The 22,409-nt window shown below is 63.5% G+C and carries 20 protein-coding genes; 11 read left to right on the top strand and 9 right to left on the bottom strand.

Annotation, left to right across the window (positions count from 1 at the left end; all coding sequences use genetic code 11):
* Positions 1–104 precede the first annotated feature (104 nt).
* Complete coding sequence (locus tag AC07UB_RS06760) at positions 105–1,283, bottom strand: efflux RND transporter periplasmic adaptor subunit (RefSeq protein ID WP_494651607.1); 1,179 nt, start codon at positions 1,281–1,283, stop codon at positions 105–107.
* Positions 1,284–1,507: 224 nt separating this feature from the next.
* On the opposite strand from AC07UB_RS06760, the gene AC07UB_RS06755 reads away from it, so the two are divergent.
* Entirely contained in the window at positions 1,508–2,107 is a 600-nt protein-coding gene (locus AC07UB_RS06755; protein WP_494651609.1) for a TetR/AcrR family transcriptional regulator, read from the top strand.
* Here AC07UB_RS06755 and AC07UB_RS06750 read toward each other — a convergent pair.
* From AC07UB_RS06750 to AC07UB_RS06740, 3 genes are read right to left on the bottom strand one after another with little or no spacing between them, the layout of a single operon-like run.
* Positions 2,104–2,916, bottom strand: a complete 813-nt coding sequence (locus AC07UB_RS06750; protein ID WP_494651611.1) for an HpcH/HpaI aldolase/citrate lyase family protein — start codon at positions 2,914–2,916, stop codon at positions 2,104–2,106. The two genes, AC07UB_RS06755 and AC07UB_RS06750, sit on opposite strands and share 4 nt — an antisense overlap.
* Positions 2,917–2,973: 57 nt before the next feature.
* Positions 2,974–4,407, bottom strand: a complete 1,434-nt coding sequence (locus AC07UB_RS06745) for an FAD/NAD(P)-binding protein (protein WP_494651613.1) — start codon at positions 4,405–4,407, stop codon at positions 2,974–2,976.
* A gap of 15 nt (positions 4,408–4,422) precedes the next feature.
* Entirely contained in the window at positions 4,423–5,397 is a 975-nt protein-coding gene (locus tag AC07UB_RS06740) for an aliphatic sulfonate ABC transporter substrate-binding protein (protein WP_494651615.1), read from the bottom strand.
* A 395-nt stretch (positions 5,398–5,792) separates the two neighbouring features.
* On the opposite strand from AC07UB_RS06740, the gene AC07UB_RS06735 reads away from it, so the two are divergent.
* From AC07UB_RS06735 to hemC, 7 genes are all read left to right on the top strand, one after another.
* Entirely contained in the window at positions 5,793–6,743 is a 951-nt protein-coding gene (locus AC07UB_RS06735) for an aliphatic sulfonate ABC transporter substrate-binding protein (RefSeq protein ID WP_492793123.1), read from the top strand.
* A gap of 45 nt (positions 6,744–6,788) precedes the next feature.
* Entirely contained in the window at positions 6,789–7,742 is a 954-nt protein-coding gene (locus AC07UB_RS06730; RefSeq protein ID WP_494651617.1) for a sulfonate ABC transporter substrate-binding protein, read from the top strand.
* Entirely contained in the window at positions 7,739–8,902 is a 1,164-nt protein-coding gene (gene ssuD, locus AC07UB_RS06725) for an FMNH2-dependent alkanesulfonate monooxygenase (protein ID WP_492793121.1), read from the top strand. Before AC07UB_RS06730 ends, ssuD begins: the two co-directional genes overlap by 4 nt.
* Positions 8,899–9,708, top strand: a complete 810-nt coding sequence (ssuC, locus tag AC07UB_RS06720) for an aliphatic sulfonate ABC transporter permease SsuC (RefSeq protein WP_494651619.1) — start codon at positions 8,899–8,901, stop codon at positions 9,706–9,708. Before ssuD ends, ssuC begins: the two co-directional genes overlap by 4 nt.
* 11 nt (positions 9,709–9,719) lie before the next feature.
* The gene (locus AC07UB_RS06715; protein ID WP_494651621.1) at positions 9,720–10,574 is read left to right on the top strand and encodes an ATP-binding cassette domain-containing protein; all 855 of its coding nucleotides are present in this window, start codon (positions 9,720–9,722) and stop codon (positions 10,572–10,574) included.
* 7 nt (positions 10,575–10,581) lie between these two features.
* The gene (locus tag AC07UB_RS06710) at positions 10,582–11,166 is read left to right on the top strand and encodes a flavin reductase family protein (protein ID WP_494651623.1); all 585 of its coding nucleotides are present in this window, start codon (positions 10,582–10,584) and stop codon (positions 11,164–11,166) included.
* 120 nt (positions 11,167–11,286) lie between these two features.
* Positions 11,287–12,255 carry a hydroxymethylbilane synthase gene (gene hemC, locus AC07UB_RS06705; RefSeq protein WP_494652663.1) on the top strand — a complete coding sequence of 323 codons (969 nt, stop codon included), beginning with the start codon at positions 11,287–11,289 and terminating at the stop codon, positions 12,253–12,255.
* Here the strand turns inward: hemC and hemE are convergent.
* Positions 12,252–13,223, bottom strand: coding sequence for a uroporphyrinogen decarboxylase (hemE, locus tag AC07UB_RS06700; RefSeq protein WP_494652664.1), 972 nt, complete (start codon positions 13,221–13,223; stop codon positions 12,252–12,254). The genes hemC and hemE overlap by 4 nt on opposite strands.
* A gap of 275 nt (positions 13,224–13,498) precedes the next feature.
* Between hemE and AC07UB_RS06695 the strand changes: the two genes are divergently transcribed.
* Positions 13,499–14,512, top strand: coding sequence for an NAD(P)H-dependent flavin oxidoreductase (locus tag AC07UB_RS06695; RefSeq protein ID WP_492793117.1), 1,014 nt, complete (start codon positions 13,499–13,501; stop codon positions 14,510–14,512).
* Between the two features lie 130 nt (positions 14,513–14,642).
* Here the strand turns inward: AC07UB_RS06695 and AC07UB_RS06690 are convergent, their stop codons facing one another.
* Complete coding sequence (locus AC07UB_RS06690) at positions 14,643–16,061, bottom strand: protein adenylyltransferase SelO (RefSeq protein ID WP_494651625.1); 1,419 nt, start codon at positions 16,059–16,061, stop codon at positions 14,643–14,645.
* Between the two features lie 169 nt (positions 16,062–16,230).
* Complete coding sequence (locus AC07UB_RS06685; RefSeq protein ID WP_492793115.1) at positions 16,231–16,950, bottom strand: RraA family protein; 720 nt, start codon at positions 16,948–16,950, stop codon at positions 16,231–16,233.
* A gap of 190 nt (positions 16,951–17,140) precedes the next feature.
* Between AC07UB_RS06685 and AC07UB_RS06680 the strand changes: the two genes are divergently transcribed.
* Together AC07UB_RS06680 and AC07UB_RS06675 are read left to right on the top strand one after the other, a co-directional pair.
* A complete protein-coding gene (locus AC07UB_RS06680) occupies positions 17,141–18,130 on the top strand; it encodes a hydroxyacid dehydrogenase (RefSeq protein WP_492793114.1) in 990 nt (329 codons plus the stop codon).
* Between the two features lie 3 nt (positions 18,131–18,133).
* The gene (locus AC07UB_RS06675; protein WP_494651627.1) at positions 18,134–18,742 is read left to right on the top strand and encodes a hypothetical protein; all 609 of its coding nucleotides are present in this window, start codon (positions 18,134–18,136) and stop codon (positions 18,740–18,742) included.
* A 16-nt stretch (positions 18,743–18,758) separates the two neighbouring features.
* Here the strand turns inward: AC07UB_RS06675 and AC07UB_RS06670 are convergent, their stop codons facing one another.
* Both AC07UB_RS06670 and AC07UB_RS06665 read right to left on the bottom strand, forming a co-directional pair.
* Positions 18,759–20,054, bottom strand: coding sequence for an MFS transporter (locus tag AC07UB_RS06670; protein ID WP_494651628.1), 1,296 nt, complete (start codon positions 20,052–20,054; stop codon positions 18,759–18,761).
* A gap of 195 nt (positions 20,055–20,249) precedes the next feature.
* Positions 20,250–22,361 carry a S9 family peptidase gene (locus AC07UB_RS06665; RefSeq protein ID WP_494651630.1) on the bottom strand — a complete coding sequence of 704 codons (2,112 nt, stop codon included), beginning with the start codon at positions 22,359–22,361 and terminating at the stop codon, positions 20,250–20,252.
* Positions 22,362–22,409 lie beyond the last annotated feature (48 nt).

Genomic DNA, 22,409 nt, shown 5'->3' with positions numbered 1-22,409 from the left:
GTCATTGCGAGGAGGGTAGCGACGAAGCAATCCATCTTTTCTTTTCAGCGATGGATTGCTTCGCTTGCGCTCGCAATGACGTTGCTTGAGGAAGGCGAGGGGCGTCAGTTCGCGTCCATCGCCACGACTTCCGGCGCAACGGACGCACCGGGCCGAATGCGTTGCAGTCCCTTGACCACGACCTGTTCGCCGTCCTTCAGGCCAGCGGTCACGATGCGCAGGCCATCGACAGAGACGCCGAGCGAAACCTCGCGGTACTCGGCCTTGTTGTCCTTGTTGATGACCATCACGTATTTCTTGTTCTGGTCGGTGCCGACGGCGCGCTCATTGATCATCATGGCGCGCTCGGTCTTGGGCTGGCCCATCGCGAGGCGGACGAACTGTCCGGGAAGCAGGCGGCCGTCCTTGTTGTCGAAGATGGCGCGGACCCGCACCGTACCGCTGCGCGGATCGACCTGATTGTCGATCAACTGCATGTGGCCTTCGAACGGCAGGCCGTTGCTGGTCGCGGTGCCCATCTTCACGGGAATGCGGCCGGTCTTCGATGCGGCGGCGTCGTCTCCGAGGGAGTTGAGCGCGCGCAGCACCACCTGCTCGTCGGCGTTGAAGCTGGCGTAGATCGGCGTCGTCGAGACGATGGTCGTCAGCAACGGCGAGCCGGGACCCGCAGCGATCAGGTTTCCGACCGTGATCTCGCGCTTGCCGACGCGGCCCGTTACCGGCGCGCGGACTTCGGTGTAGCTGAGATTGAGTTGCGCGGTTTGCAGCGCGGCCTGAGCGGCCTTCAGATTGGCTTCCGCTTCACGATAGGCGTTGATGCGGTTGTCCTGATCGCGCTGCGAGATCGTCTGCGATCCGCTCAGTTGCTGGCCGCGCTCGTAGTCGCTTTTGGTGAAGACGAGTTTTGCCTGCGCGGCGGACACCTGGGCTTCGGCGCGGGCGACATCGGCGGCGTAAAGCGCGGGGTCGATCACGACAAGCACGTCGTTTTTCTGAACCAGCGCGCCTTCGCGAAACCGGATGTCCTGAATGGCGCCTGCGACACGCGAGCGGACTTCCACCTGCTCGACGGCTTCAAGGCGGCCCGAAAATTCGTCCCAGATCGCGGTTTCCCGCTCATTGACGCTGGCCACCGAGACCGGCGTGGCCGGGGGAGGCGCTGCTGCGGCATCGGCCTTGGCGCGGTTATTCGAGGTCGTGAAGACCAGGGTGCCCGCGGCAGCCAGCAGCGCCACGCCGACACCGGCTCCGATCAGGCTTGTTCTTTTGGAAAGATTTCTCATCGCAAGGCCCCGTTTTTGCATTTTGCGCTCAGGCACTAAACGCAGTTATTTCAATACGTTGCTGGGGATGGTCTCGAGACGAGAGAATAAAAGTTCCAAACTTCCCCGCGTCGCAGTGTTTTATTGCTGCACCGCAACTGTAACGTTCGGTATAAATGGGACTTGGACTTTCACCGTCAAGGGCCATATCTACCGAAAGGTACAAATTCAGAAAGGTTCTGACTGTGGCTATCGGGCGACCCCGGGAATTCGATCTTGATCAGGCTCTGGAAAACGCGCTCCACGTTTTCTGGGAGAAGGGATACGAGGGCGCGTCGATGGCCGACCTGACGGAGGCGATGGGCATCACCAAGCCGTCGCTCTATGCCGCGTTCGGCAACAAGGAAGAACTTTTCCGCAAGGCGTTCGACTCTTATGTCGATGGTCCTGCCGGCTACGCCAAGCTCGCGCTCCAGCAGCCCACAGCGCGCAGCGTTGTGGAAAAACTTCTTTATGGCGAAGTCGATGCGGTGACCGACCCGGAATGTCCGGCGGGATGTCTCTCCATCAACGGCGCGCTGACGGGCGGTGTCACCGCTGAATCCATCAAGCAGGAACTGATGGCGCGCCGCGCGACATGGGAAGAGAACCTGCGCCAGCGTCTGGAGCGGGCAAAGGCGGAAGGTGATTTACCCGACGGCGCGGATGCCACGGTGCTGGCGCGCTATCTCGCCACCATGATGCAGGGGATCGCGGTGCAGGCCGTGGGCGGCACCACGCGGGCGGATCTCAAGAAAATCGTCGAGATGGTTTTGACGACCTGGCCGCCGGTCGCCGCGGGTTAACCGCCCGCCGCGTCGCTGGCTTTAGCTGCCGCGAGAATACGCTGCGCGCGCAGCCGCACCGGCGCATCGACCATGATCCCATCAAGGGCAACCGCGCCGTCGCCGGAATTTGCGATCTTGGTCGCCCATTCGATGTCGGCCTGCGCGGGGCGGAAGCCCTTCAATGTCGGGGCGATCTGTTTCGGATGAATGCAGAGCTTGCCGCTGAAGCCCATCGACGCGGCATAGCGCGCATCGTCTTCCACCAAAGCCGCGTCGTCGAACGAGGGCGTTACGCCTTCAAGGGCCGGGAGAATTTGCGCGAGCCGTGACGCCAGCACGATTTCCGCGCGCGCCGTCAACAATGCGTCGCGCTCCATGCTGCAACCGAGATCCGCGCTGAAGTCGATATAGCCGAACGCGAGCCGGTCGGCGTGGTGAGCGATTGCGCGCACGTTCGCAATGCCTTGCGCGGACTCGATCAGGGCGATGAGGGGACGATCGCCGAGCGTTTCGCGCAGGCTTTTCATTTGGTCCGCGGATTCCGCTTTCGGCAGCATGACGCCGACGGCGAGCTTCTTCGCAGCCTGCACATCGTCGTCGTACCAGCGCGTGCCCGCCGCGTTGATGCGGACGATGGAATTGACCGGAATGGAGGCTCCGAGCAGCGTTGCGCGCGCGGCATCCTTGTCGCCCGGCGCAACGGCATCCTCGAGATCGATGATGACGCCATCCGCGCCGGAATTGGCGGCCTTGTGATAGCGCTCGGGACGGTTGGCGGGAACGAACAGGGGCGCAAGGAAACTGATGCGCGCGAGGGCGGGCGTCATTGACGGCTTCTCCGGCTGTCTGATGGGCGGCCGCGATGGCCGGCATGTTGACGTGTTTTAGGCCGGGACGGGACGCGGAGGCAACCGTGACGCGCGGATATGTTCGCGCGCAATGGTTTCCGCGATATTGCGCGCGTGCCGGGCCAGATCGGGCGCGCCCATCAATTCGCCGAAGGTGCCGCGCGCCAATGGACCCGCCACGAACAACGCCTGCGCGGCTGCGCCGTCGCGGTCGATGGCGCGGCCCTGCAGGTCGACGTCGATGCCGAGACCCAGCGGATCGGGGCGGGCGAGACCCGCGCCGCCGATCTGTCCGAGCAGCGCGTTGCTTGCGAACACCGTGCCGTGCGCGGGACCGGTCGCGATCACCACGGCGTCGAACCCATGGCGCTCCCACGCAAGGCTGCGTCGCGGACGCAGATCGACAGCAAGGTCACGATCCTGCGTCGCGCTGGCGCGGATTGACCCGGCTTTGATTGCAAACGTGCCGTCCGCGATCCGGCGTTTGATCACGTCATCGACCTGCGGCGCGATGCGAAAGCGATAGGTGTCCCAGAACGGGCGCAGATGATGAACGAGTCGCGCGCGTTCGTGCAGCGGCAGCGCGCGCCATATCTCGACGCCTTGCAGGCGCAACTGATCGAGCACCGGATGCCACGACAGCCCTTCGCGCGCGGCCTCCGCGATGACGCGGCGGACGCGGCGCAGCAGCGACAACGTGGTGCGTTCGGGATTTTCCGCGAACTCTCCGAACGGCTCCATCTGTTCGGTGGCGTGCGGCTGCGAGCGCCGTCCGCGCCGCGACACCGCGAGGATGTTGCCGCGATGGCCCTGCCGGTCGAGCGAGGCGACGACGTCCGCCATGGTGAGGCCGGTACCGACGATCAGCACGCGATGGTCCGGCGCGATGTCGCGCAACACATCGCGCTGCCATGGATTGGCGATGAATCGCGGATCGTCCTGAAGCGGCGCGAGAGACGATGGCACCTGCGGCGGCGTGTGGCAGACCGCCAGCACCACGGCGTCGGCGTCGATCTCGCCGCCATCATCGGTAATGACGCGGTAGCCGCCCGGTTGCGGAGCAATGGCGCGCGCGGTCGTCTTCAGGTGCGTGACGGCGCTGCCAAGTTGCCTGACGTGCGCGTTGACATAATCGCCGAATGCCGCACGGGTCGGAAACAGCGCGCCGGGCAACTGCGCCGCAGGATCGCGCGCCGGGTATCCCGACGCGACCAGCCATTGCTCGAAATGGCCTTCCTCGTCGTAATCGAGATTCATCTTCAGCGCGGGCACGTTGATGCGGTGCGCCGGATCAACGCTGTCATAGGCGAGGCCGCGCCCGATCTCGTCGCGCGGCTCGACAATGACGATGTTGTGTCTGCCGGGCGCTGCGCGATGCAGATGCCACGCCAGCACCGCGCCCGAGAACCCGCCGCCGACAATGACAATTGTCGGAAGATCGCCGGCAGCGGAGCGGTCCGTCTGGATCATGAACCCATCAAGACCTTATGGCGCGTTCGGCGTCCAGATCTTGACAGAGGCGGTGTCCAGTTTTTTCGGGATCAGGCCTTCGCCGAGAAACGCATCGGCGATCTTCTGCTGTTCGGTGAGACCCGCGGGCGTGACCGCGCCGACGCCATAGCTGCGGTGGCTGTTGGCCTCCTCGACGGTTGCGGCGTCGATGCCCCAGAGGCCGGCGAGCAACGTGGCCGCGTCCTTCGGATTGGCTTTCACCCACTTTCCGGTCTCGCGCAATTTGGCGAACACGATGTTCAGCACGTCGCTGCGGCGTTCGGTAAAGGTTTCGGAGGCGAGATAGTAGCGCTTGTAGCTTGCGAGCCCGCCGCTGCCGTCGCTCAGAATCTTCGCGCCGGACTGGCGCTGCGCGCTGGTGAGGAACGGGTCCCACGCCACCCAGGCGTCGACATTGTTGCTGACGAACGCGGCGCGGCCATCGGCGGGCGCGAGGTAGGCCGGCGAAATCTCCTTGAAGTTCAGCCCGGACTTGCCGAGGGCTGCGAGCAACAAGTAATGACTGCCCGCGCCCTTGGTCACCGCGACCTTCTTGCCCTTGAGATCGGCCAGCGTCTTGATCGGCGAGTTTGTCGGAACGAGAATGGCTTGCGCTGCGGGCGAGGCGCTTTCTTCCGCGACATAGGCGAGTTTGGAACCGGCGGCCTGCGCGAAGATCGGCACGGTGTCGGCGACGTCCGCGCCGAAATCGAGATTGCCGACGCCAAGCGATTCCAGCAGCGGAAGCCCGCTGGAGAATTCATGCCACGACACTTTCACGCCGAGCGGGGCGAGGGCCTTGTCCAGTTCGCCATTGGCGCGCAGCACGGCGATCAGCGTCGAAGATTTCTGCAATCCGATGCGGATCTGATCGGCCGGCTTGTCACTTTGTGCGAACGATGCCGTCGCCGCAAGCAGCAGTGATGCGGCGGCGAACAGTCCGGCGATGGGTCTGGCGTGTCGAGTCATGTGTCGTTGTCCTTTGGCGGCGGTTCGGCGCGGACTCTATGAAACAAGCCGGATAATGAGTTGCCAAAGTTCCGATAGCCCGCGCGTACTTTGTTCTCATTTCAGGACACAACGCGAAATGAATGCGTGATGGTGAGTCTTTGCGCTTCACGCGCCCGTGAGCGAACGAGAATCCAAGATCGATATTCTTGATCGTTGACGTCGGTGTGATCAAAACGTGTGCAGAAAATCGACCTGCAATCGGCGCGCTTTCTGAAACATTCCTGTTGAGCGTATGCATCGTGACAGTGCGGGCATCGCTATTTTTGCGGAGCACTCGACACTCAGGAAGAGCGTGGCCATCATTCCAATCACCAACGCAATCAGTTTGCGTGATCGATTTGCAGGAGAATGGCATGAAGCGCCGGGAATTTCTGAAACTGTCCACGGCGGCCATCGCTGTCGCGGCGTCGTCGGGCGCGTCGCGCGCGCAGGCGGTCGCGAAGGAAGTCCGCATCGGTTATCAGAAGACCGGCGTGCTTGTGATCGCGCGCCAGCAGGGCACCATCGAAAAGCGGTTCGCGGCGAGCGGCACGTCGGTGAAGTGGTTGGAGTTCACGTCCGGCCCGCCGCTGCTGGAAGCCATCAGCACTGGCGCCGCGGATTTCGGCGCGGTTGGGGATTCGCCGCCGATCTTCGCGCAGGCCGCGAATGCCAATATCGTTTATGCGGCGGCATCGCCGATCAGCAACGGGCAGGGCATTCTCGTGCCGCCCGGTTCATCCATCAAGAGCATCGCAGACTTGAAGGGCAAGCGCGTCGGCTTCACCAAGGGATCGAGCGCGCACAACATTGTCGTGCAGACGCTGGAGAAAGCCGGGCTCACTTATAATGACATCACGCCGGTCTATCTGACGCCGCCGGACGCAGGCCCTGCTTTCGCCAACGGCAGCATCGACGCCTGGGCAGTGTGGGACCCGTATTTCGCCATCGGCGAGAAGAAGCAGAACGCGCGCATTCTCATCAATGCCCATGAGGTTGCGAAGACCAACGCCTTCTTCATCGCCAATCGCGATTTCGCCGCCCAGAAGCCGGGGCCGCTGCGCGAAGTGATCGCGGGCCTCGCCACCGCAGCGGCGTGGGCGGAAGCCAACCGCGACGCGGTTGCGAAGTCGCTGCATGAGATCACCGGCGTGCCGCTCGACATTCAGACGCTGGCCGCGAGCCGCGCCTCGTTCGCAATCGGTCCCGTGACCGACGGGATCATCGAGACCCAGCAGGGCGTCGCCGACCGCTTCCACAAGCTTGGGCTGATCCCGAGACAGATCGTGGTCCGCGACATCGTCTGGAAGTCCGCGCAGTCCTGATGCCTTCATCATTCTCATTATTCCGTTTCATCAAAAGGTACGTTCATGCACACACGTCGCACATTGACCACGTTCGCGATCACCGCCGTAGCGGCGCTGACGCTTTCATCGATCATTCCAGCGCAGGCGCAGGAGAAAGTGGTCCGCATCGGCTTCCAGAAATACGGCAAGCTGGTGCTGCTCAAGAGCAAGGGCTCGCTGGAGCCGAAACTAAAAGCGCTGGGTTACAGCGTGGTCTGGACCGAATTTCCGTCGGGGCCGCCGCTGCTCGAAGCGCTCAACGTCGGCGCGATCGACTTCGGCAACACGGGCGAAGCCCCGCCGATCTTCGCGCAGGCCGCCGGTGCGCCGATTCAATATGTCGCCTACGAGCCGCCCGCGCCGAAAGGTGAGGCGATCCTTGTCCCGAAAGACAGCAAACTCGGGACCGTCGCCGACCTGAAAGGCAAGAAGGTCGCGCTGAACAAAGGCTCCAACGTTCACTATCTTTTGGTGAAGGCGCTGGAGAAGGCGGGTGTCAAATATTCCGAGATCACGCCGGTGTTTCTTGCGCCCGCCGATGCGCGCGCGGCGTTTGAGAAAGGCGCGGTCGATGCTTGGGTGATCTGGGATCCGTTCCAGGCGGCGGCCGAAGTGGCGACAGAGGCGCGCACGCTGGCGGACGGCACCGGCATCGTGTCGAACTATCAGTTCTATTTCTCGTCGCAGAAGTTTCTGGGTGCCGATCCGAAGGTCGTCGATCTGGTGCTGGCGCAGCTGAGCGAGGTTGACGACTGGGCGAAGGGCGACATCAAGGCCGTCGCCGAACAGCTCAGCCCGTCGGTCGGATTGCCGGTGCCGGTGCTTGAACTGGCGCTGAAGCGGCAGTCTTACGGCATCAAGCCGATCAACGACACGGTGATCGCTGAACAGCAGCAGGTTGCGGACACGTTCTTCGCGCTCGGTCTGATCCCGAAGGCGATCAAGATTTCCGACGTTGCAAGAAAGTCCGGATCATGAGCGCGAATACTCCAGCCAACGTTCTCTGGTTTTTGCCGACACACGGTGACAGCCGCTATCTCGGCACCACCACCGGCGGACGCGAGGTGAACTTCAACTACCTGCGCCAGATCGCGCAGGCTGCGGACCAGCTCGGCTATTTCGGTGTGCTGCTGCCGACCGGGCGAAGCTGCGAGGATTCATGGGTGGTCGCCTCTGCCGTGGCGCCATGGACCGAACGGCTGCGCTATCTCGTGGCGGTGCGTCCCGGTCTGCAATCGCCAAGCGTGGCCGCGCGCATGACTGCGACGCTGGATCGTGTGTCCAACGGACGCCTGCTGATCAACGTCGTGACCGGCGGCGATCCTGTCGAGAACAAGGGCGACGGCATTTTTCTCGATCATGACGAACGCTATGCCGTGACGCGCGAGTTTCTGAACGTCTACAGCGATCTGCTCTCGGGCAAGACCGTGAACGTGCAGGGCAAGCACATCTCGATCGAGGACGGCCGCCTGCTGTTTCCGCCGGTGCAATCGCCGCGCCCGCCGCTGTATTTCGGCGGTTCGTCGGATGCCGGCATCGATGTCGCAGTCGACACGGTCGACAAGTATCTGACATGGGGCGAGCCCCCGGCGCAGGTGGCCGAGAAGGTCGCGCGCGTGAAGGCCGCGGCCGCCAAGAAGGGCCGCAAGCTCTCCTTCGGCATCCGTCTGCATGTGATCGTGCGCGAAACCAATGAAGCGGCGTGGCGCGCGGCGGACGAACTGATTCAATACGTCACCGACGACACCATCGCGCAGGCGCAGAAGATATTCTCCCGGATGGATTCGGTCGGCCAGCAGCGCATGGCGCAACTGCACGGCGGACGGCGCGACAAGCTCGAGATCAGCCCGAACCTCTGGGCCGGCGTCGGCCTCGTGCGCGGCGGCGCGGGCACGGCATTGGTCGGCGATCCGCAAACGGTGGCGGCGCGCATCAAGGAATATCAGGACGTCGGCGTCGATACCTTCATCATGTCCGGCTATCCGCATCTTGAGGAAGCATATCGCTTCGCCGAACTGGTGTTCCCGCTGCTCAACCTCAATCAGTCCAACGTCGCGCCGCTGCGCGTCAACACCGGACCGTTCGGGGAGACCATCGGCAACGATTATCGTCCCCAGAAGCAGGCATCGTCGTCATGAGTCTCGCTGACACCGTATCGCAGCCCCGCGCGCGCGGGTTTCGCATTCCGCGCGCAGACGGCCTGACCCAGTGGATCGTGCCGCTGGCCATTCTTCTGGTCTGGCAGATCGCATGTGTCACCGGCTTTGTGTCGGCGCGGGTGTTGCCTGCGCCGAGCGACGTCGCGGTGGCGGGCTGGAAGCTGGCGCTGTCCGGCGAGCTTGCGAAGAATATCTGGGTCAGCTTCTGGCGCGCGAGCGTCGGCTTTCTGATCGGCGGCGCGATCGGTTTCGCGTTCGGTCTGGCCAACGGGTTGTCGCAGATCAGCAATAAGCTCACCGATACGACCTTGCAGATGGTGCGCAACGTGCCGCATCTGGCGCTGATCCCGCTGGTGATCCTGTGGTTCGGCATCGACGAGTCGGCCAAGCTGTTCCTGGTGGCGCTCGGCGTGTTCTTCCCGATCTATCTCAACACGCTGCACGGAATCAAAACCGTGGACCCGCAGCTGATCGAAATGGGCCGTATCTACGGCATGAGCAACAGCGAGTTGTTTCGCCGCGTGATCTTCCCCGGCGCGCTGCCGTCGATCTTCGTGGGACTTCGCTTCGCGCTCGGCATCATGTGGCTGACGCTGATCGTGGCGGAAACCATCGCGGCGTCATCGGGCCTCGGCTACATGGCGATGCAGGCGCGCGAATTCATGCTGATCGATGTCGTCGTGCTCAGCATCCTGATCTATGCGCTGCTCGGCAAGCTCGCCGATAGCACCGCGCGCGTGCTGGAGCGGTTCACGCTGTCCTGGCATCCGGCCTTCCAGAAATAACGGGAATGAACATGACGCAGGCATTTCGATTCGCTCCGGACGACGCAAAAGCGCTGGACGCCGCCACCGACCTGATCCGTGAGGCGAAGGTGGCGCGGGACGGAATGCGCGATTCCTCGCGCGCGCTGTCGCTGACCATTCGCGGCCTTCGCAAATCGTTCGGAGATAATGAAGTACTGCGCGGCATCGAACTTCATATTCCGGGGGGACAGTCCGTCGCCATCGTCGGCAAATCGGGCTGCGGCAAGAGCACGCTGCTGCGCCTGATCGGCGGGCTGGACGAGCCGAGCGCGGGGACCATCGAATTCGGCGACCATGAGGGCCGCCCGAGCGACCACGTCCGCGTGATGTTTCAGGAGCCGCGGCTGCTGCCGTGGGCGCGGGTGCTGTCGAATGTCGAAGTCGGTCTCGGCCGCGACCGCAATTCGCCGGATGCGAAAATTCGCGCCGACGATGCGTTGAAGGAGGTCGGCCTTGACGAAAAGCGGGACGAGTGGCCCGCGGTATTGTCGGGCGGACAGAAGCAGCGTGTCGCGCTGGCGCGCGCGCTGGTCAGCCATCCGCGCGTGCTGGCGTTTGACGAGCCGCTTGGTGCGCTCGATGCGCTGACGCGCATTTCGATGCAGCGTCTGCTGGAAAGCGTCTGGCACGATCAGGGCTTTACCGCGATTCTGGTGACGCACGACGTGGCTGAAGCGGTCGCCCTCGCGGATCGCGTGCTGGTCATTGAAGATGGCCGCATCGCCCACGATATCAATGTCGATCTGGCGCGCCCGCGCCAGCGTGGCTCCGCGGATCTCGCGGCGCTGGAAGGCACCATTTTGCGCGAACTGCTGAAAGAGACCGGCGAAGCCGCTGGCGCGTGAGGCTGACATGAATTCGCTGGTCCGGAACATCCGCGAGACCAAGATCGATGCTTCGGCGTCGGCCGACAGTTTTCGCAATGCCATGCGCTCGCTTGCGGGCGGTGTGAGCGTCATCACGGTCGGGCGGGGCAACGATCTGTCCGGCATGACCGTGACGTCGGTGTCGTCGCTGTCGGTGGAGCCGGCGACGCTGATCGTCAGCGTCAACCGCCAGTCGTCGTCGTGGCCGCTGCTTCAGAAGCATGGCGTATTCGGCGTCAACATTCTCGGCGCTGACCAAGTGGACGTCGCCGAACGGTTTTCCGGCATCGGCGGCCTGAAGGGCGCTGCGCGATTCGCCGGCGCCGAGTGGATCAGTCTCGCATCCGGCGTGCCGCTGCTGGCCGGTGCGCTGGCGGCGTTCGACTGCGAGGTCGAGCATGTTCTCGAGCGCCATTCCCATGCCATCGTGATCGGGCGGGTGCTCGATCTGCGGGTGTCATCGGGCAAGGGTGCGCTGACCTATTGGCAGGGGGAGTATGTTGCCCTCGACCAGAACGAGGACGCGGCGCGTCTGGCCGAGGTCAGCCTGCCGACGGCGCGGGCGCTCTGACAGATTTGAGCTGATTTTCCCTGATTTTCCGTCGTTTCCAATGCGTTTGCATTCCGGGGACCGCTCGCCGTATGGTGCCGCCGAATGGCGGTCAACGGAGCGGACGTGGCAAAAACTTCAATGCGGATCGGCACGCGCAAAAGCACGATGGCGCTGGTGCAGACCGGGGAAATCGCGCGCCAGCTGTCCGCCGCCGTTTCCGATCTGGACGTCGAGATCGTCAAGTTCGAGACGCGCGGCGACTCGGACCAGACCGGTCTTTTGCTGACGCACGGCGGCAAGGGCGGGGCGTTCGTCGATCAGATTCGCAGCGCTATAACCGCAGGCGATCTGCAAGCGGCGATGCATTCGCTGAAGGATATGCCGGGGAATGAGGACACGCCGGGTCTTGTGATCGGCGCGACGCTGAAACGCGACCCGCCGACCGATGCGCTGGTGTTGCGCGCGGGCGTGACGTTCGAGGATCTGAAGCGGACCAAGGGCAAAGGCTTCAAGATCGGCACCAATGCGGTGCGGCGTGCGGCTTATGTGCGCAGGTTGTTTCCCGAGATCGAGGTGATTCATTTTCGCGGCGCAGCCGACACGCGGGTGCGCAAACTCGACAATGGCGAGTTGCAGCGGCTGCCGGATGGCGGTGCGGCCGGTCCGGCGGATGCGCTGATCATGGCGCGGACGGGTTTGGAGCGCGTCGGGCTCGGCGCGCGCGTCGCCCATGAGTTCACAACGCGCGAGATGTTGCCGGCGGCAGGACAGGGCATCGTGGCGGTGGAATGCGCCGCGAACGACTGGCAGACGCGGCGTTATCTGTCGCTGATCGATGATCCCGCCGCGCATCTGTCCGCCGATGCGGAGCGCGAGGTGTTGTGGGTGCTCAACGGCCATTGCAATTCGCCGATCGCGGGCTTCTCGACGATCGACGGTCGCGATATGACGCTGACCGCGTCGGTGCTCGATCTCGAAGGCGATCAGTTGCTGGAAGCCACGCGCAGCGGCCCGGCGGACAAACCGCGCGAGCTTGGCCGCGCCGTGGCGTTCGATCTTCTGGCAAAGGGCGCTGCGGCGATCATCGAGCGGTCGCGGCCGGTCTAGCCTTTATACGCCCGCACGCGCTTGAGCATCTGCTCGACATGGGCGATCGGCGTTTCCGGCTGGATGCCATGGCCGAGATTGAAGATGAACCGGCCGCTCGCGTAATTCGCCAGCACATCATCCACCGCACGGTCGAGCGCCGCGCCGCCCGCGATCAGCGCCAGTGGATCGAGATTGCCCTGCACGGCGACATGGCTTTGCACGCGCTCGCGGATCAGCGTCGGCTCAGCCGCCCAGTCGATGCTGACGCCATCCACGCCGGTGCGTCCGACATACAGCGGAAGTTGCGCGCCCGCGCCGCGCGGGAATCCGATGATCTTCGCACCGGGCGCTTTCGCGCGCACGCCCTCGACAATGCGTCGCGTCGGCTCGACGGACCAGCGCTGGAATTCGCGCGGCGGCAATACGCCCGCCCAGGTGTCGAAAATCTGCAGGACGTCCGCGCCGGCTTTCAGCTGGCCGAGCAGATATTCAATCGAGTTCTCCACCAGCACGTCGATGATTTTCGCGAATGCGTCCGGCTCCCGATAGGCAAGCATCCGCGCAGGCGCTTGATCCGGCGTCCCTTGGCCCGCGACCATGTAGGTCGCCACCGTCCACGGCGCGCCGCAGAAGCCGATCAGCGTCACCTTCGGATCGAGCGCGCTGCGGACCCGGCGCAGCGCTTCATAGACAGGCTCGAGCTTTGAAAAGTCGGCGGCCGCCGCCAGCGTCTTGATCTTCTCAGGCGTGTCGAGCGGATCGAGGCGGGGGCCTTCACCCACCTCGAAACGCACGGAACGTCCGAGCGCGTGCGGGATCACCAGAATGTCCGAAAAGATGATCGCGGCATCGAAGCCGAAACGCCGGATCGGCTGCAACGTCACCTCGGCGGCCCATTCCGGATTGAAGCAAAGATCGAGAAATCCGCCGGCCTTCGCGCGCAAGTCGCGATATTCCGGCAGGTAGCGCCCGGCCTGCCGCATCATCCAGACCGGCGGCACGGGCTGGCGGCTTCCCGCGAGAACTTCAAGAAACGGTTTAACTGGCTGCGGCTGGCTCAAGCGAAATTCCGTTGTGAGACAATGGAGTTATCGCCGCTCTGATACACGGTGCCTCCGCATTTGGCCACCGGTTGACGGTTTGAATCAACCTGATACGTTCTATTTTAGAACTTATAGCATGGCAGCGATGACTTGCTCGGCCATTGTCGGGCGTCGCCAGCCTGCGGTAACGGTGTGACAGAACACAGGAGAGGGAACACATGAAAACGGCGATTACGGAACTGTTCGGCATCCAGCACCCGATCATCCAGGGCGGCATGCACTTTGTTGGCTTCGCGGAACTTGCGTCCGCCGTTTCCAACGCGGGCGGCCTCGGTATCATCACGGGTCTCACGCAGAAGACGCCCGAACTGCTGGCGAAGGAAATCAAGAAGTGCCAGGACATGACCGACAAGCCGTTCGGCGTGAACCTCACGTTCCTGCCGACCTTCGCGGCGCCTCCGTATCCCGAATATATCGCGGCCATCAAGGAAGCTGGCATCAAGGCGGTGGAAACCGCTGGCCGCAGCCCCGAGCAATATATGCCTGCGCTCAAGGCAGCGGGCATCAAGGTCATTCACAAGTGCACCTCGGTGCGCCATTCGCTGAAGGCCGAGGCGATCGGCTGTGATGCGGTCAGCGTCGACGGCTTCGAATGCGGCGGTCATCCCGGCGAAGACGACATGCCGAACATGATCCTGCTGCCGCGCGCGGAAGAGGAATTGAGAATTCCGTTCGTGGCGTCGGGCGGCATGGCCGACGCACGCAGTCTCGTTGCAGCGCTCGCTATGGGGGCGCAGGGCATGAATATGGGCACGCGCTTCATCGCCACCAAGGAAGCGCCGGTGCATGACAACGTAAAGCAGGCGCTGCTCAAGGCGACCGAACTCGACACCCGCCTCGTGATGCGCGCGCTGCGCAACACCGAGCGCGTTCTCAACAACAAGAACGTCGAGAAGCTGATCGAGATCGAGAACGAAAAGGGCAAGGACCTGAAGATTCAGGACATCATGGATCAGGTCGCGGGCGTCTACCCGAAGGTGATGCTTGAAGGCGACATGGACGCGGGCGCCTGGAGCTGCGGCATGATGGTCGGCCTGATCAACGATATCCCGACCTGCAAGGAGCTGATCGACCGCATCATGGCGGATGCGGAGTTCATTATCCGCAAGCGCCTGGCGGGATTCCTCGACGGCACCTATACGGTGACCGAGCCGCGCAAGAAGGTGGCGTAAGACTGCCGGTCATTCCGGGGCGCGAGCACTCGCGAGCGAACCCGGAATCCCGGAATTGTTTTCGATGAACTCGTCTGGATTCCGGATCAGCCCGCTGCGCGGGCTGTCCGGAATGACGTGTGGGATGTCCTCACGCCAGCCCATACGCCTCGCGCATCGCGTCAATGGCGTCGAGCTTGGCCTGAAACACCGACCAGTCGTCATTTTCCGCGATCGGTTTCCAGATCGCCTCGACCTCTTCCATCAGCATGGTGCAGGCCACGGTGTTCTGAAAGAACGGCCGATTGAGATCGACGTGGGGCAAAGCCGCGAAGTCCTTCAGCGCCTGCCGCACGGGATTGAACGCCTCGCTTGCGTAATGATCTTTTGACGGGCTTCTGGCGGCGCGCTCCGCGCTGGCCAGCCCGCCGAACCAGTCGAAGAAGGTTTGCTCGAACGGCGCCTTGCTATCCGACAGGAAGACCCACAGCGCGCGCGTCAACTCGGCATCGCGCTCGACGCCCTGCGATGCGACGCCGAGACGCCTCAGCATCGCGCTTGTGAATTCCGCGCGCAGCGCCGGCTCGAATGCGCCGAGCGCCTTTTCGAGTGACGGCTGGTCGGCAATCGGCAACAGGCATTCCGCCAGCCGCGTGACATTCCAGAATAGCGCGTCGGGCTGCCGTCCGAAGGCGTAGAGACCGGTCTCGTCGAAGTAGGCGGCAGTGAACGACTGATCGAGCACCGGCAGGAAGCGCCACGGGCCGTAATCGAAACTTTCGCCGGTGACGTTGATGTTGTCGGTGTTCAGCACGCCGTGGACGAATCCCGCGGCCATCCATTGCGCGCCGACCCGCGCGACGCGGCGGCAGACCTCTTCAAGGAACGCCACAGCGCGGGCAGGGGCGTCGTCGTGCCAAACGTCAGGCATGTAGGTCTTGATGGTGTAGTCGAGCAGCTTCTGGATGTTTTCGGTGTTGCGATGAAACGCCTGACGCTGGAAGGAGCCGATGCGGATATGCGAATGGCTGAGCCGCACCATCACCGACGACCGCGTCGGCGACGGCTCGTCGCCGCGCTCCAGCGCTTCGCCGGTCTCGATCAGGCTGAACGTCTTGGACGTATCGACGCCCAACGCTTCCAGCATCGATGTGGCGAGAACCTCGCGTACGCCGCCCTTGAGCGTGAGCCGTCCATCGGCAGTGCGCGACCAAGGCGTCTTGCCGCTGCCTTTGGTGGCGAGGTCGAGCAGGCGGCCTTTGTCATCGTAGAGTTGCGCGAACAGGAAACCGCGTCCGTCGCCAAGCTCCGGATTGTAGGTGCGGAACTGGTGGCCGTGATAACGCAGCGCCAGCGGCTCAGTGAAACTCTCCGCCAGCGGCGCGAAGCGTCCGAAATGCGCGATCCATTCCTCGTCGGTGAGCGTATCGAGTCCCACCGTCTTCGCCGCGCGCCGGTTGCGGTAGCGCAGGATGTGATCGGGAAACGCCGCTGCCGCGACGACGTCGAAGAACTCCGGACCCAGCGCTGCATGGCTGGTGGAGGCGCGATAGCGGGGAGAGACAGGCATCAGGAGTCCGAATCGCCTTGCAAAACCATCAGAACGGCAGATGGCCGGTCTTGAAGTATGTCATGGCGAGGAAGCCGATTACCACGCCGACGATGATACCGAGAACGACTTTCATGCGGCGAACCTTTCGTTGTGAATCGACGGCACCGGCTTACGCCTTTTGCGCGCGTTAGTGAATCTCCGCGGACTTGGCCAATGCCTCTTTCAGCTTGTCCAGCGTGAACGAGGGGCTGCGCGCGATGCCGAGGATAGGCTCCTCGCGGCGTTCGCAGAGCTTTGCTGCATCGGGCAGTTTCGCGGCAACATTGGCCGGAATCACGACCGCGCCGTGGCGGTCCGCATGGATGAGATCATCCGAACGCACCGTCATGCCGGCCACGCACACGTCGTCGCCAAAGCCGTCGAGATGAACGTAGGCGTGCGAAGGCCCGACGCTTCCGGCCAGCGCCTGAAAGCCCGGCGCCCACGCCGGGATGTCGCGGATCGATCCGTCAGTGACCACACCGAGGCAGCCGAGCGCCTTGTGGACCGAACTGTTGACCTCGCCCCAGAACGCGCCGAAGCCGATGTTCGCGCCGTCGAGATCCTGAATAACGCTGATGCGCGGGCCGTGTCCGGTGCCGCAATATTCGTAATACGCCACGCGTTGCGCGCGCGCATCCGCCGCCGACAGGCTGGAGGCCGACGTGGCGCGGATTGTTGCGGTGCGGGCGTAACCCACCATCGGAGGCAGGTCCGGAAACGGGCAGACCAGCGGTTTTGTGGTGAAGCCGGTAAGGCGCCGCTCGGGCGCCACGACTTCCAGCGCGTTGCAGATGGTCGGCGTGTCCCAGCGGGCCAGCGCCTCGAGCAGCGATGCGGGATGGGGCGCGGAAACGGGATTTGTCACGGGTTGATCTCCAGTTGTTCTGTTGGCCGTTCGAGCCGGACCGGCTGCGTCTGGCGAGTTTGCCTGCGCATTGCGACGGCGGCAAGTATCAGGACGTATGCCTCATGTATGCTTGGCCCCGCTTGCGGTGCGGGCTGAATCAAGGCGATGATGGGCGCGCTTCAAGACCAACAAAACGTCAGGGGATGATATGGCGACCAACAAGAAGAAACTGCTGATCGTGGAAACCCTGTCGCCCGGCGGCTGGGCGCTGCTTCGGGAGCGCAGCGACATCGAGGCCATCGAATTCCCCAATACGATTTCCGCCCCCGATTTCAACGAGATGTTGCGTCAACATGCGCCGGTCAACGGCGTGGCGCTGGGCGGCACCGCGTTCGGCGCGAACGAGATCGTCTCGTCGGGCGAAATGATGGTCGTCACGCGTATCGGCGTCGGTTACGACGCGGTCGATGTGAAGGCGCTGAGCGCCAACAAGATTCCGCTGATGACGACGGGCATCGCGAACTCGCCCTCGGTCGCCGAATGCGCGCTGTTCATGATGCTGGCGCTGGCGAAGCGCGCCGCCGAACTCGACAAGCTGGTCAAGAGCGGCAACTGGACCAAGCGTCTTGGTGCGATCCCGTTCGACCTGCTGGGTAAGACCGCGCTGGTGGTCGGCATGGGCCGCATCGGGGTGCGGCTGGTGAAGCGGCTGGTGGCGATGGAAATGAACGTGCTGGTCTATGATCCGTTCAAGACCGCGGCCGAGATCGAGGCCGTCGGCGCGGAACGCGTGACCGATCTCGCAACCGCGCTGCCGCGCGCGGATTTTGTTTCGATCCATTGCCCCAAGGCGCCGGAAACCGTCAACATGTTCAGCACGGCGCAATTGCAGCTGATGAAGCCGACGGCGTATCTCATCAACACCGCGCGCGGCGGCATCGTCGATGAGGCCGCGCTTTATGCCGCGCTGACCTCGGGCAAGATCGCGGGCGCGGGCATCGACGTGTTCGCGCAGGAGCCGCCGCGTCCGGATCATCCGCTGTTCGCGCTGGACAACGTCATCATGGCGCCGCATGTGGCGGGCGTGACGCGCGAGGCGCTGGACCGCATGAGCCTTCAGACCGCGAAGAACATGCTGAGTGCGCTCGACGGCAAGCCGATCCGCGAGAACGTTATCAATCAGGATGTGCTGAACTAACTCATGCCCCTGCAAAACCGCGTGTCGCCGTTCGGCGAGATTGTCGCGACCGCGCATCGCGGGCGCTTCACCGGCAATCGCGGCATCATCCACGATCCGGCGACGCGGACGCTGCTGAACCGGCGATGGTCCTCGAAGGCCTGGATCACCTGCGTCTGCGAATTTCGCGGGCGCAAGCGCAAGGTGATGAGCCGGCGAAGCTGGACCGAATTGTTCTTTCTCGACGAAGCGACATCCTTCGCGGCGGGGCATCGGCCTTGCTTCTATTGCCGCCGCGAGGATGCAACGGCGTTCCGCGATGCGTGGGCCAAAGGCAACCGGCGCGACAAGCCGTATGCGACAGAAATGGACGCCGTGTTGCACGGTGAGCGTCTCGATGGCCGTGTGAAAAGGCTGCATGCGTTACACGCGCCGCCGCTGAAATTGCCCGATGGCGCGATGATCACGTCCGGCGGCGAGAGTTATCTGATTGCGAGGGGCGAGGTGTGGCTGTGGTCGTTCGCGGGTTACACCCGTGCCTCCGCCAGTCTTGCCGATGCAAAGCTGCTGACGCCGCCGTCGATCGTCAACGCGCTGCGCGACGGTTATCCGGTGCAGATCGGGCTTACCTGATGACGGAAGAATGCGCTCACGCCGGCTTCGGAATCCGGTGCATCTGCCCGGCGACGGCGCGGACATTGCGGGGCGCCGCAAGCCAGATCCCTGCCGCTGACAGCGCGCTGACGGCGATGCCGATGACGAAGGCGATGGTGTAGTCGCCGTAGATGTCATGCAGGATGCCCGTCACCCACGGACCGGCAGCGCCGCCGGCCAGTGCCGTAAATCCGATCGTGCCGAAGATCGTGCCGAAATGCTTGCCCTGAAAGATCTCGGCCACCACGGCGCCCATGATCGAGGTGAAGCCGTAGCCGAGAAATCCCTGCACCACGACCATGACATAGACCAGCGCCAGCGACGGGGCATACTGGAGCGCGATCAGCGCCGCGAAGCAGATCGCAAATCCCAATGATGAAATCGTCCAGATCCATTCGCGGCCGATCCGGTCGGACAGATAGCCGAGCACGATCTGCCCGGGAATGCCGATCAGGCTGACAAAGCCGAGCGCCCATGCTGCCGAGGTCGAGCTGAATCCGATCTCGACGAGATACTTGGTCTGATGCACCTGCACCGCGTACCAGACATAAAGTCCGCAGAAATAGCCGAGCGAGATCCACCAGAACCGCGCGGTGCGCACCGCGCGTTCAAGCGTCCAGTCCACGGACGCCCAGGCCGGATCGACGATGTTCGACGGTGGCGCGACGGTCGCGGCTGTCGGCGCGGCGTCGCCGTCCGGCAGCAGGCCGATATCTTCGGGGCGTTTGCGCAGCAGAAGATTGAGCGGCACCAGCACGACGAGCACGAGAATGCCCATCGCCCAGCTCGCCGCGCGCCAGCCGCTTTTGTCGATCAGCAATTGCACCCAGGGCAGGATGATGATGGAGCCGATACCGACGCCGGCGAAGGCGAGACCGACCGCGAGCCCGCGGCGTCTGACGAACCAGTTCGGCAGGAACAGCGACTGGCCGGAATAGCCCAGACAAATGCTACCCGCGCCGACCAGACAGCCGATGGTCGCGTAAAGATGCCACGGCTGCGTTGTCAGCGGCGCGAGCAGGAGGCCGACTGCCATCAGCCCGACGCCAAGCTCCATCAACGTGCGCGGCCCGCTGCGGTCCATCAGCCGTCCCATCAACGGACTGAGCAGCGCCGAGACCATAAACCCGAACGAGAACGCGCCTGCGGTGACGCCGCGATCCCAGCCGAATTCATCGACGATCGGCGCGAAGAACAGCGAGAACGACGTGCGGGCGTTCACGCCGATGCCCATGGTAATGAAGGTGACCCCGACGATGATCCAGCCGTAATAGAAGGGCAGGCGGCGCATTCGGAAGTTCCGGCAAGGACGTGGTCAGGACGGGAGTATGGGCGGAGAAACGCAGCGCGTCATGACGCGCTGCAACGGAAGCGAATCACATGATGCGCGGCCGGTGGCTGTGATTAAATTACCTGAGAGGTAACCGACGCAAGATGTCTCGTGGTCCCGGCGTTGGCCGGCACGACGATGAATTGTTATCTCGCATCAGCTTTCGTCGCCGGCCAGCCCGACCGCCCACAGCGCGAACGCATAGGCGATGGCGATTTCATCCAGCCTGTTGAACCGGCCCGACGCGCCGCCATGGCCAGCGCCCATGTTGGTGCGCAGCAGAACCGGACCGCCGCCCGTCATGACCGGGCGCAGCCGCGCGATCCATTTCGCCGGCTCCCAATAGGTGACGCGCGGATCGGCGAGGCCGCCCATCGCAAGAATGGCGGGATACTCCTTTGCCGCCACATTCTCATAGGGTGAGTACGAGAGGATGGTTTTGAAGTCGCTGGCGCTCTCGATGGGGTTGCCCCATTCGGGCCATTCCGGCGGCGTCAGCGGCAGGGACTCGTCGAGCATGGTGTTGAGCACATCGACGAACGGCACTTCCGCAACGATGCCCGCGAACAATTCGCCGGAGCGGTTCGCCACCGCGCCCATAAGCATGCCGCCCGCGCTGCCGCCGTGTCCGACGATCTTTTTCGCCGAAGTATATTTCGCCTCGATCAGCGCGCGGCCGGCGGAGGCGAAGTCATCGAACGAGTTGGTCTTCTTCTCGCGCTTGCCGTCGAGATACCAGCCCCATCCCTTGTCCGCACCGCCGCGGATATGCGCGATGGCATAGACGAAGCCGCGATCCACCAGAGACAGCCGGTTGGCGGAGAAGGAAGCGGGCATCGCCATGCCGTAGGAGCCGTAGCCATACAGCAGCAGCGGCGCGCTGCCGTCGCGCTTCAGGTCCTTGCGATGCAGGATCGACACCGGCACCTGCGCGCCGTCGTGCGAGGTAGCCATGATCCGCGTGGTGACATAGTCGGCGGGGTTGTGGCCGGAGGGAATTTCCTGGCGCTTGCGCAGCGTGCGCTCGCGGCTGACCATGTCGTAGTCGAACACCTCGGACGGCGTGGTCATCGACGAATAGGAAAACCGGATCTGCGTGGTGTCGAATTCGTAGCCGCCGATGGTGCCGAGCGAATAGGCGGCCTCGTCGAAGGCGATGGCGTGTTCCTGCAAGGTCGCAAGATCGCGGATCACGATGGAGGGCAGCGCATTGGCGCGCTCGAGCCGGACCAGATGGCCGGAATAAAGCTCGATGTCGATGATGTAGATGCCGGGGCGATGCGGGATGAGGTCGCGCCAGTTCTTGCGCGCGGGCGAGGCCAGCGGCGCGGTGACGATCTTGAAGTCGATGGCGTCATCGGCATTGGTGAGAATGAAGAGCTGATCGCCGCGATCGCCGATGGAGTACTGCACCCCTTCCTCGCGTTTCGCCACAAGGCGCGGTTTGGCGTCTGGCGTTTGCAGGTCGATCAGCCGCTGCTCGGAGGTTTCATGATCGCCGCCAGCGATCACGCAGAAACGCCCGCTGGTGCTTTCGTGAATATGCGTGAACCAGCCGGAGTCTTTTTCCTCGTAGACGAGCGCATCGCTCGCCTGCGGCGTGCCGAGCGTATGACGATACACCTGCATCGGGCGGTGATTGTCGTCGAGCTTCACATAGAAGAACGATTTGGAATCCGCGGCCCACACCACGCCGCCGTCGGTTTCCTCGATGATGTCGGCGCTGTCGATGCCGGTGTCCCAGTCGCGGACGCGGATGGTGAAATATTCCGAGCCGCGAATGTCCGCGCTCCATGCCTCCAGCTTGTGATCGGGCGAATGGCGCGCGCCGCCGAACTTGAAGTACTCGCTTTGCTTGGCGAGTTCATCGCCGTCGATAATGAAGCGGGCTGCGCTGGCTGTATTGTCGATGTCTTTCCGGGGCACGCGGCCGATTTGCTCGTGCTGGCCGCCCTCGCGGTATTTCTGGAAATACGCGAACGGGCCATCGGGCGAGGGCACGCTGGAATCGTCTTCCTTGATGCGGCCGCGCATTTCCGCGATCAGCTCTTTCTGCAACGGCGCGGTGTGACCTAGCACCGCGTCGGCATAAGTGTTCTCGGCTTCGAGATAGGCGCGGATGTCGGGCTTGAGGATCGACGGTTTGCGCAGCACCTCCTGCCAGTTCTCGTCCTTCAGCCAGGCATAATCGTCGGTCACCGTGATGCCGTGATGGGTGAAGCTGTGTGGACGGCGCGGCGCGACGGGAGGAGTTGTTTTCGAAGTCATGCTGAGCGGGCTTTCAAGTGGCGGGAGGCAAGGAATTTTCGTGTGTCG

It is taken from the genome of Afipia sp. GW821-FHT04G03 (assembly GCF_059419985.1).
Note: the sequence above shows the minus strand (reverse complement) of the source record. Positions and strands in the feature narration are given on the sequence as shown.

What these genes read in the sequence shown, in the direction of transcription:
- AC07UB_RS06760 (WP_494651607.1), bottom strand. Translation starts at nt 1,283, where the DNA reads ATGAGAAATCTTTCCAAAAGAACAAGCCTGATCGGAGCCGGTGTCGGC.
- AC07UB_RS06750 (WP_494651611.1), bottom strand. Translation starts at nt 2,916, where the DNA reads ATGACGCCCGCCCTCGCGCGCATCAGTTTCCTTGCGCCCCTGTTCGTT.
- AC07UB_RS06745 (WP_494651613.1), bottom strand. Translation starts at nt 4,407, where the DNA reads ATGATCCAGACGGACCGCTCCGCTGCCGGCGATCTTCCGACAATTGTC.
- AC07UB_RS06740 (WP_494651615.1), bottom strand. Translation starts at nt 5,397, where the DNA reads ATGACTCGACACGCCAGACCCATCGCCGGACTGTTCGCCGCCGCATCA.
- AC07UB_RS06735 (WP_492793123.1), top strand. Translation starts at nt 5,793, where the DNA reads ATGAAGCGCCGGGAATTTCTGAAACTGTCCACGGCGGCCATCGCTGTC.
- AC07UB_RS06730 (WP_494651617.1), top strand. Translation starts at nt 6,789, where the DNA reads ATGCACACACGTCGCACATTGACCACGTTCGCGATCACCGCCGTAGCG.
- ssuD (WP_492793121.1), top strand. Translation starts at nt 7,739, where the DNA reads ATGAGCGCGAATACTCCAGCCAACGTTCTCTGGTTTTTGCCGACACAC.
- ssuC (WP_494651619.1), top strand. Translation starts at nt 8,899, where the DNA reads ATGAGTCTCGCTGACACCGTATCGCAGCCCCGCGCGCGCGGGTTTCGC.
- AC07UB_RS06715 (WP_494651621.1), top strand. Translation starts at nt 9,720, where the DNA reads ATGACGCAGGCATTTCGATTCGCTCCGGACGACGCAAAAGCGCTGGAC.
- AC07UB_RS06710 (WP_494651623.1), top strand. Translation starts at nt 10,582, where the DNA reads ATGAATTCGCTGGTCCGGAACATCCGCGAGACCAAGATCGATGCTTCG.
- hemC (WP_494652663.1), top strand. Translation starts at nt 11,287, where the DNA reads ATGCGGATCGGCACGCGCAAAAGCACGATGGCGCTGGTGCAGACCGGG.
- hemE (WP_494652664.1), bottom strand. Translation starts at nt 13,223, where the DNA reads ATGATGCGGCAGGCCGGGCGCTACCTGCCGGAATATCGCGACTTGCGC.
- AC07UB_RS06695 (WP_492793117.1), top strand. Translation starts at nt 13,499, where the DNA reads ATGAAAACGGCGATTACGGAACTGTTCGGCATCCAGCACCCGATCATC.
- AC07UB_RS06690 (WP_494651625.1), bottom strand. Translation starts at nt 16,061, where the DNA reads ATGCCTGTCTCTCCCCGCTATCGCGCCTCCACCAGCCATGCAGCGCTG.
- AC07UB_RS06680 (WP_492793114.1), top strand. Translation starts at nt 17,141, where the DNA reads ATGGCGACCAACAAGAAGAAACTGCTGATCGTGGAAACCCTGTCGCCC.
- AC07UB_RS06675 (WP_494651627.1), top strand. Translation starts at nt 18,134, where the DNA reads ATGCCCCTGCAAAACCGCGTGTCGCCGTTCGGCGAGATTGTCGCGACC.
- AC07UB_RS06670 (WP_494651628.1), bottom strand. Translation starts at nt 20,054, where the DNA reads ATGCGCCGCCTGCCCTTCTATTACGGCTGGATCATCGTCGGGGTCACC.
- AC07UB_RS06665 (WP_494651630.1), bottom strand. Translation starts at nt 22,361, where the DNA reads ATGACTTCGAAAACAACTCCTCCCGTCGCGCCGCGCCGTCCACACAGC.